This window comes from Kitasatospora sp. NPDC007106, assembly GCF_040634455.1.
Taxonomy (GTDB): Bacteria; Actinomycetota; Actinomycetes; order Streptomycetales; family Streptomycetaceae; genus Kitasatospora; species Kitasatospora arboriphila.
Map to the genome: position 1 here is coordinate 1 of NZ_JBEYFP010000363.1, position 6,030 is coordinate 6,030.

Annotated in this window: 6 protein-coding genes and 1 pseudogene; 2 read left to right on the forward strand and 5 right to left on the reverse strand. The window is 67.4% G+C overall.

What is annotated here, in order from left to right; translation table 11 throughout:
* Positions 1 to 277, forward strand: a 277-nt coding sequence (locus tag ABZ641_RS23410) for a hypothetical protein (protein WP_359984577.1), incomplete at its 5' end; no start/stop codon positions are given.
* A 51-nt stretch (positions 278 to 328) separates the two neighbouring features.
* On the opposite strand, the pseudogene ABZ641_RS23415 reads toward ABZ641_RS23410, so the two are convergent.
* From ABZ641_RS23415 to ABZ641_RS23430, 4 genes and pseudogenes are all read right to left on the reverse strand, one after another.
* Positions 329 to 577, reverse strand: a pseudogene (locus tag ABZ641_RS23415) (ATP-binding protein); the annotation flags it as partial.
* A 115-nt stretch (positions 578 to 692) separates the two neighbouring features.
* Positions 693 to 2,216: a group II intron reverse transcriptase/maturase gene (gene ltrA / locus ABZ641_RS23420; RefSeq protein ID WP_359984580.1), complete on the reverse strand. Its 1,524-nt coding sequence runs from the start codon at positions 2,214 to 2,216 to the stop codon at positions 693 to 695.
* A 586-nt stretch (positions 2,217 to 2,802) separates the two neighbouring features.
* On the reverse strand, positions 2,803 to 3,186 hold the full coding sequence (locus ABZ641_RS23425; RefSeq protein ID WP_359984592.1) for a hypothetical protein: 384 nt from the start codon (positions 3,184 to 3,186) through the stop codon (positions 2,803 to 2,805).
* A gap of 293 nt (positions 3,187 to 3,479) precedes the next feature.
* Positions 3,480 to 4,007 carry a hypothetical protein gene (locus ABZ641_RS23430; RefSeq protein WP_359984583.1) on the reverse strand — a complete coding sequence of 176 codons (528 nt, stop codon included), beginning with the start codon at positions 4,005 to 4,007 and terminating at the stop codon, positions 3,480 to 3,482.
* A gap of 364 nt (positions 4,008 to 4,371) precedes the next feature.
* Between ABZ641_RS23430 and ABZ641_RS23435 the strand changes: the two genes are divergently transcribed.
* On the forward strand, positions 4,372 to 5,280 hold the full coding sequence (locus ABZ641_RS23435; protein WP_359984586.1) for an IS5 family transposase: 909 nt from the start codon (positions 4,372 to 4,374) through the stop codon (positions 5,278 to 5,280).
* Here ABZ641_RS23435 and ABZ641_RS23440 read toward each other — a convergent pair.
* The gene (locus ABZ641_RS23440) at positions 5,246 to 5,767 is read right to left on the reverse strand and encodes a hypothetical protein (protein ID WP_359984589.1); all 522 of its coding nucleotides are present in this window, start codon (positions 5,765 to 5,767) and stop codon (positions 5,246 to 5,248) included. The two genes, ABZ641_RS23435 and ABZ641_RS23440, sit on opposite strands and share 35 nt — an antisense overlap.
* Positions 5,768 to 6,030 lie beyond the last annotated feature (263 nt).

Sequence of the window (6,030 nt, forward strand, 5' to 3'; positions counted from 1 at the left end):
CTGGCGGTCGGCTGACCAAGCTCGGAGGGATGCGTTCAACGCGGCCGAGCGTGCCGCCTCGGCCCAGACCGTCCCGGGAAAGGTCGGGATTCCGGAGTTCAAGCTGCTGAGCAGCGGTCCGTGGCTGGTCGGCGGCGAAGAAATCATGCAGGCACTGAACCAGTATGAGGAGGCGTCAGCCGACCTACGTGCCGAGCTGGAGACCGATGGTTTGTGGTGTGACTGGCTCGGCTGGCTCCGCGAGACGGCGGTCCATGGTGGCTTCACTGTCAGCTGAGGACGCCAGTGGTGCGGCCCGTTCCCGGCGAGGTGGCGGGCCGCAGGCAGGTCAGCTGGCAGCGGCTTGTTCGGCTCGGGCTCGCGTGGTAGCGAGGCGGTAGGAGTCGGTGCCGGTCTCGATGATGGTGCCGTTGAAGGTGAGGCGGTCGACGATGGCCGCGCAGAGGCAGGGATCGGTGAAGGTCTTGGTCCAGCCGCCGAAGCTCTCGTTGGAGGCGATGGCCACGCTGTTCTTCTCCTCGCGTTCGGTGAGGACCTGGAAGAGCAGTTCGGCGCCGTGGCGGTCGAGTTCCATGTGTTGGGTCGGGGACGGGACGCCGTGCACCCTCTCGGGTGTCGGTCTTCCCGTCCCCGCCCGCCGAACCGGACGTGCCCGTTGGCCGGGCATCCGGCTCTCCACGTGACCCGATGGATCAGGCGAGGTATTCGCTGACCTGGCCGACGAAGGCCGCATCGTCGTGGCTGGTCCGGCGGAAGCGAGCCCCGTGCGGATCGACCTCGTCGATGTTGTAGGGCGTGCTGATCTGCGCTCCGCGGAAGCGGTAGCGCTCGACCCGCATCTTCGCCGGGTTGTAGAGGACGAGCCCGCCCTCGGTGATGCGGTCAGCCCCGTAGAAGCGGCGCCGCAGCTGTTTCCAGGTCATCCGGGGGTGCTTGTAGCGAATCCACCGGAGCATCCGCCACCACGCGTACCAGCCGAGGTAGGAGAATGTCCGCTTCGAGACGCCGTAGCGGAAGTAGGCCGCCCAGCCCCGAAGGACCGGGTTGACCGTCCGCAGCACCTCCTCCAACGAGAGCGAGGTCGTGCTTCGCCCCGTTAGCTTCTTGATCTTGTGCATCACCGACGCCAAGGCCGGCTTGGACGGGATGGTGAGCACGACGCGCCGGCCGTCGCCGAAGGGCCTCCGCTGGATGTGGAAGCCGAGGAAGACGAAGCCGTCGTCGATATGGGTGATGTGGGTCTTCTCGTCCGAGAGGGTCATCTTCAGCCTGCGGGCCAGCAACTCGCCGATCTCTGCCTTGAGCGTTTCGGCCTCCGACCTCGTGCCGTGCACGAGGACGACGAAGTCGTCGGCGTAACGCACCAGCCGAAAGTTCGGCCGCCCCGTCCGGCGTCGATACTGCCGACGCCAGGGAGGTGTCATCTCCGCATCCCAGATCCGCGAGAAGTACCGGTCCAGGACGGAGAGATAGATGTTGGCCAGCAGCGGAGAGGCGACTCCTCCTTGCGGAGTGCCCGTGAGGGTCTCCGCGAGTCCACCGTGCAGCTCGGCAACCCCGGCCCGCAGAAATGCGCTGACCAGCCGCAGGACCTTGCGGTCCTTGATGCGCTCGGCCACCAGGTCCATCAGGACGTGATGGTCGACGTTGTCGAAGCAAGCCTTGATGTCGCCCTCGATGACCCACTCGTAGGTCGACGGCTTGCGGGTGAAGTGGTGGATCTCGGCGATGGCATCCTGGGCCCGACGACCAGGCCGATACCCGTACGACGACGGATAGAAGTCGGCCTCGAAGATCGGCTCCAGGACCAGCTTGAGGGCCATCTGCGCGACCCGGTCGCGCAGGGTCGGGATCCCCAGGTAACGGACCTTGCCGTTCTTCTTGGGGATCACCGCCTGCTTGACGGGCAGTGCAGTGAACGACCCGTCCCTGAGCGAGGACCGGAGGTCCTCCAGGAACGGGATCACTCCCTGGCGTTCCTCGACGTGGTAGCGGGTGACCGCGTCCACGCCCGCTGTCCTGGCACCCCGGTTGCCGGACACCCGCTCCCAGGCCACCAACAGCGTGGCCCGGTCGCAGATCAAGTTGAATACATCGCCGAACCGGCGGACCGGTTCGTTCCTTGCCCATCGGTGCAGCTTGAGCTGATGATCGAGTACCCGTCGCTCGGCCGCGAAAATGCTCGGCCAAGGTGTCAACGGCGCGTCGTTATTCAACAACGTTCCTCCCCGACAGCAGTCCTGCTGCCATCACGCTGTCGCCCTTCCCCATGTGACCGGCTTTCCCGGCCTCCGAGTACTACGGCGACTCCGCCACGATCTGGCGCCATCAGCGGGCGTCGCGCCTGCCCGCCGCCCGGCTGGAGGCCGGACGGGAAGGGCGATGCCAGATCGCTTCCCACGTTCACTGAGGATCTCTGTGACGGCTTCGGTGCCCAGCTATACCCCGGCAGCATCGCCACGGACCGCACATCGCAGTCTTGGTCCGGGCCTCCCAGCGCCCATGGGCTAAAGGCGAGAGAAGAGGAGAGTCCATCGGCTATGGCGCTCTCCAGCACTGCAAAGCGGCCCATCCACCAGATTCGGCAGGCCGCTGACGACTCACGGGACGTCAACCACTGGTTCAGTTTCCTTGCACCCATTCCGTCTTCGCTTGCGGGCACGAACCGTCTGGTGGTGTCGGTCCGCCCCTACGTTGTCGAGGCTGCTTCCGGCCTCACCCCCAACCCGGGGATCAGCCTGCCTCCAGCTTCAACCGGTCCCTGCGAGGACCGGCGGCGGGCCTTTCATCCCGCGAGATCCATCAGCGCCTCGTGGCGCACAGCCGAGCTCGTCGATGCAGAGCAGGTCGACGCGGCCGTAGCGGGCGATAGTCTTGTTGAGCTGCGCGCTGGTAGGAGACATCGGCACCGTGCTCGGCGACCAGGCGGTGGAAGATCCGGGTGACCGTGTGCCGCTGCTTGCGCGGCGCATCCAGATCGGCCCGCAGGATCCCGTCGACCACCGCCTTGAACGGGTCCAGCGCGGTCGCCCGGGGCGGGAGCTTCTTCCGCGGCTCCGGCCAGACCGAGTCCACGGCCTTCCTGATCGTCCGCCACGACACGTTGTACTTGCGCTCGATCTCCCGCAGCTTCATGCCGTCCCGGTGGTCGCGCCGGATCGCGGCGTACAGCTCGACCTTCGACATCTGCGGCATGACCAGGGCCTTTCACCAGGAGCACCCCGATGCCGCCCTGGCAAGTACCCCGGTGACGTCAAAACTCGTGAACATCACCCGTCCGTGGTTCGGGGTGCCTCCCAAACTCGTGAACAACCGACGTCACAACTCGTGATTAGAAGCCGTTGTCGTACCGATCAAGGAGCTTGGCGATCGAACGAGAGTCTCGATGGGGTGATCGCCGGACCGGTCGGCGCCTAGCGGTACTCGGCGGCCCACTCCCTTGGCAGATGAGGCAGGTGATCGACACGGTCCACACTTGGTTATTCCGGCATGAGGTCGTCGGTGGCGCGCACGGCCTGCTGGAGGAGCTCGAGGGCATGGGGCGCCTGTTCCCGACCGAGCACAGCAATGTCGACGACGTACTGGCCGTAGCGGAGTTCGCCGTACCAGGCCTGGCATCCCTCTTCCTTGAAGGTTTTGTCCTGTATGAGGCAGGTGTAGGACTGGTCATCCGCCTTGGAGCTGCCGGTCGGCCGGAACGACTGGTAGGTCCAAGGCTTGTCGCTCTGCGACCGGCGGCGCCGGTGGGTGTAGAGCCAAGCCCAGGTCGGCGAATCGAACCGCTTGATGCCCTGCGAGAAGCCGTGGCGTAGGAAGTCGCTGCCGTGGAGCACGAAGTTCCGGGAGTCCTGCTCATCGAGCCCGGATTCGAGCAGATCCATGCCCTTGGGGTAGCTCTCCCAGGGCCCCGGCCCGGGCGGGGACTGCGCCAGGAGTTGCGCGAGCGCGGGCTCGCCCCGCCACTGCCCGGCCAGCGGGACGTTCCACAGCAGGACCGCGGCCAGCACCGGCCCGACGGTGCCCGCAGCCAGGACCCGGCCGAACCGTGTCGCGGGTATCAAATGTATCGTCACGAACGGGACGGACGCGCGAAGCACGCACTCAGTTGCACCCACGACATCCGGCCCGCACCCGGGCCGGTCCCACAGGCGACGACCTCGAGGAGACGGCCCTGACGAGGCTCCCGGGTGTCGGCAATCCAGGCCCTGAAACTGCGTTAGTGATGTGAGAAGCCGTTGTCGGACCGATCGTGGGACGTGTCGATCGAGCGGGAGTCTCGTTGGGGTGATCGTCAGCCGGTCGGTGCATGAAGACAGGGCCTCTTGGTAGCTCGAAGGTTGTCGAAGCCGGTCGAGGTTCCAGGAGGCCCTGGTGTCGCAGTCTTCCGTGCGGGAGTTGGTGGAGTCCAATTCGGTTGCCCGATCGTGTGATTGCCTCGCGCACGTGTACGGGAACGCGGCCGATCGTCCGGAGAGGCTGCGGCGGTATCCGTCGGACATGACGGATGAGGAGTGGGCGGTTGTTCGTTCGTCGTTGCCTGTGCCGGGGTGGCTGGAGGGCCGGGGCGGGCAGCCGGAAGGCTACTGCCACCGGCAGATGTTGGATGCTGTGCGCTACCTGGTCGCCGGCGGCATTTCCTGGCGGGCGATGCCCGTCGACTTCCCCGCGTGGGACCGGGTCTACGCCTTCTACCGGCGCTGGCGCGACCAGGGCTTGATCAAGGAACTGCACGACCGTCTGCGTGGGAGGGTCCGCGAGGCGGCCGGGCGGGATCCGGAGCCGACAGCGGGGATCATCGACTCGCAGTCGGTGCGGGCCGCCGCGTCGGTGCCGAGGGCCACGTCCGGCTACGACGGCGGGAAGAAGGTCCCGGGGCGCAAGCGGCACATCGTGGTGGACAGCCTCGGGCTGCTGTTGGCCGTGGTGGTCACCGCCGCGTCCGTCACCGACCGCGACGCCGTCCGAACCCTCCTGGCCCGGCTCCGAGAGCGGTTCTGGCGGCTGACCCTGGTGTGGGCGGACGGCGGCTACACCGGTCGCCTGGTCGACCTCGCCGCGAATGCTTGGCGGATCGCGTTGACGGTGGTCAAGCGCAGTGACGACACCACCGGGTTCGTCGTGCTGCCGAAGAGGTGGCTGGTGGAGCGCACGTTCGCGTGGCTGATGCGCTCACGCCGCCTCGCGCGGGACTACGAGGCCCGCACCGACACCGCCGAGGCGATGATCTGGTGGTCGATGACCATGGTCATGAGCCGTCGCCTGGCCCGCCGGCGATGCTGAACCGGCCCGGCACGTCCTCGGCCAGCCAGCCGCGCTCGACCAGGCGCTTCGCCTTCGACCGCACTCCTTCGACCTTCGCCGCAACTACGTCCAGCCCCAGCGCGGCCGCGATCTCCTGGCAGCCCATCGCCCCGCCCGAGCCCGATCGTTGATGGTCTACCAGAAGGTTGACGATCCTCTGGTAGTCCGGTGCCAGCGCGGTCGCGTCCAGTCCGTTTCGGCGCACCGGCACCACCGAGCGGGCCGACCGAACCGGAGCCCGGCCGGCCCGCTCGGAGGGCTTGTCCTCGGGCACCGCCGGCATCTCCGGCCCGCGCGGGGCGGACAGGACCTGATCGACCCTCTCCCGGGCGATCACCCACCGTTCCCAGTTTGTCTCAGCGGCCGCCAGCTCGGCCAGGATCCGGTCCGCAGCCTCGCGCAACGACTCCACCCGCTGCCGCGCGGCGAGTTCCCGCTCCTCCAGCAGCCCCACCACCGACGCCATCCGGCACCTCCACCGACGAGACGATCCCGATGGACCAACCCTGCCGCCCGGCTGCCGACACTATGTCTCACCAGCGGAAATGCCTCGATCACGTCCGATAAGACAACGGCTTCTTAAAGCCAACCGCGGACGGGTGCCCGGTCTGCGACCGGTCCTGCTGGCTGTGCGAAGCGCGCGCAGGCCGGGCCTGCCGCAGCATCCAGTCGACGCGCCGGATCGGCGGCGTCGCCCACGTCGCCCGCCTGTGGAACCTCGACTGGGAG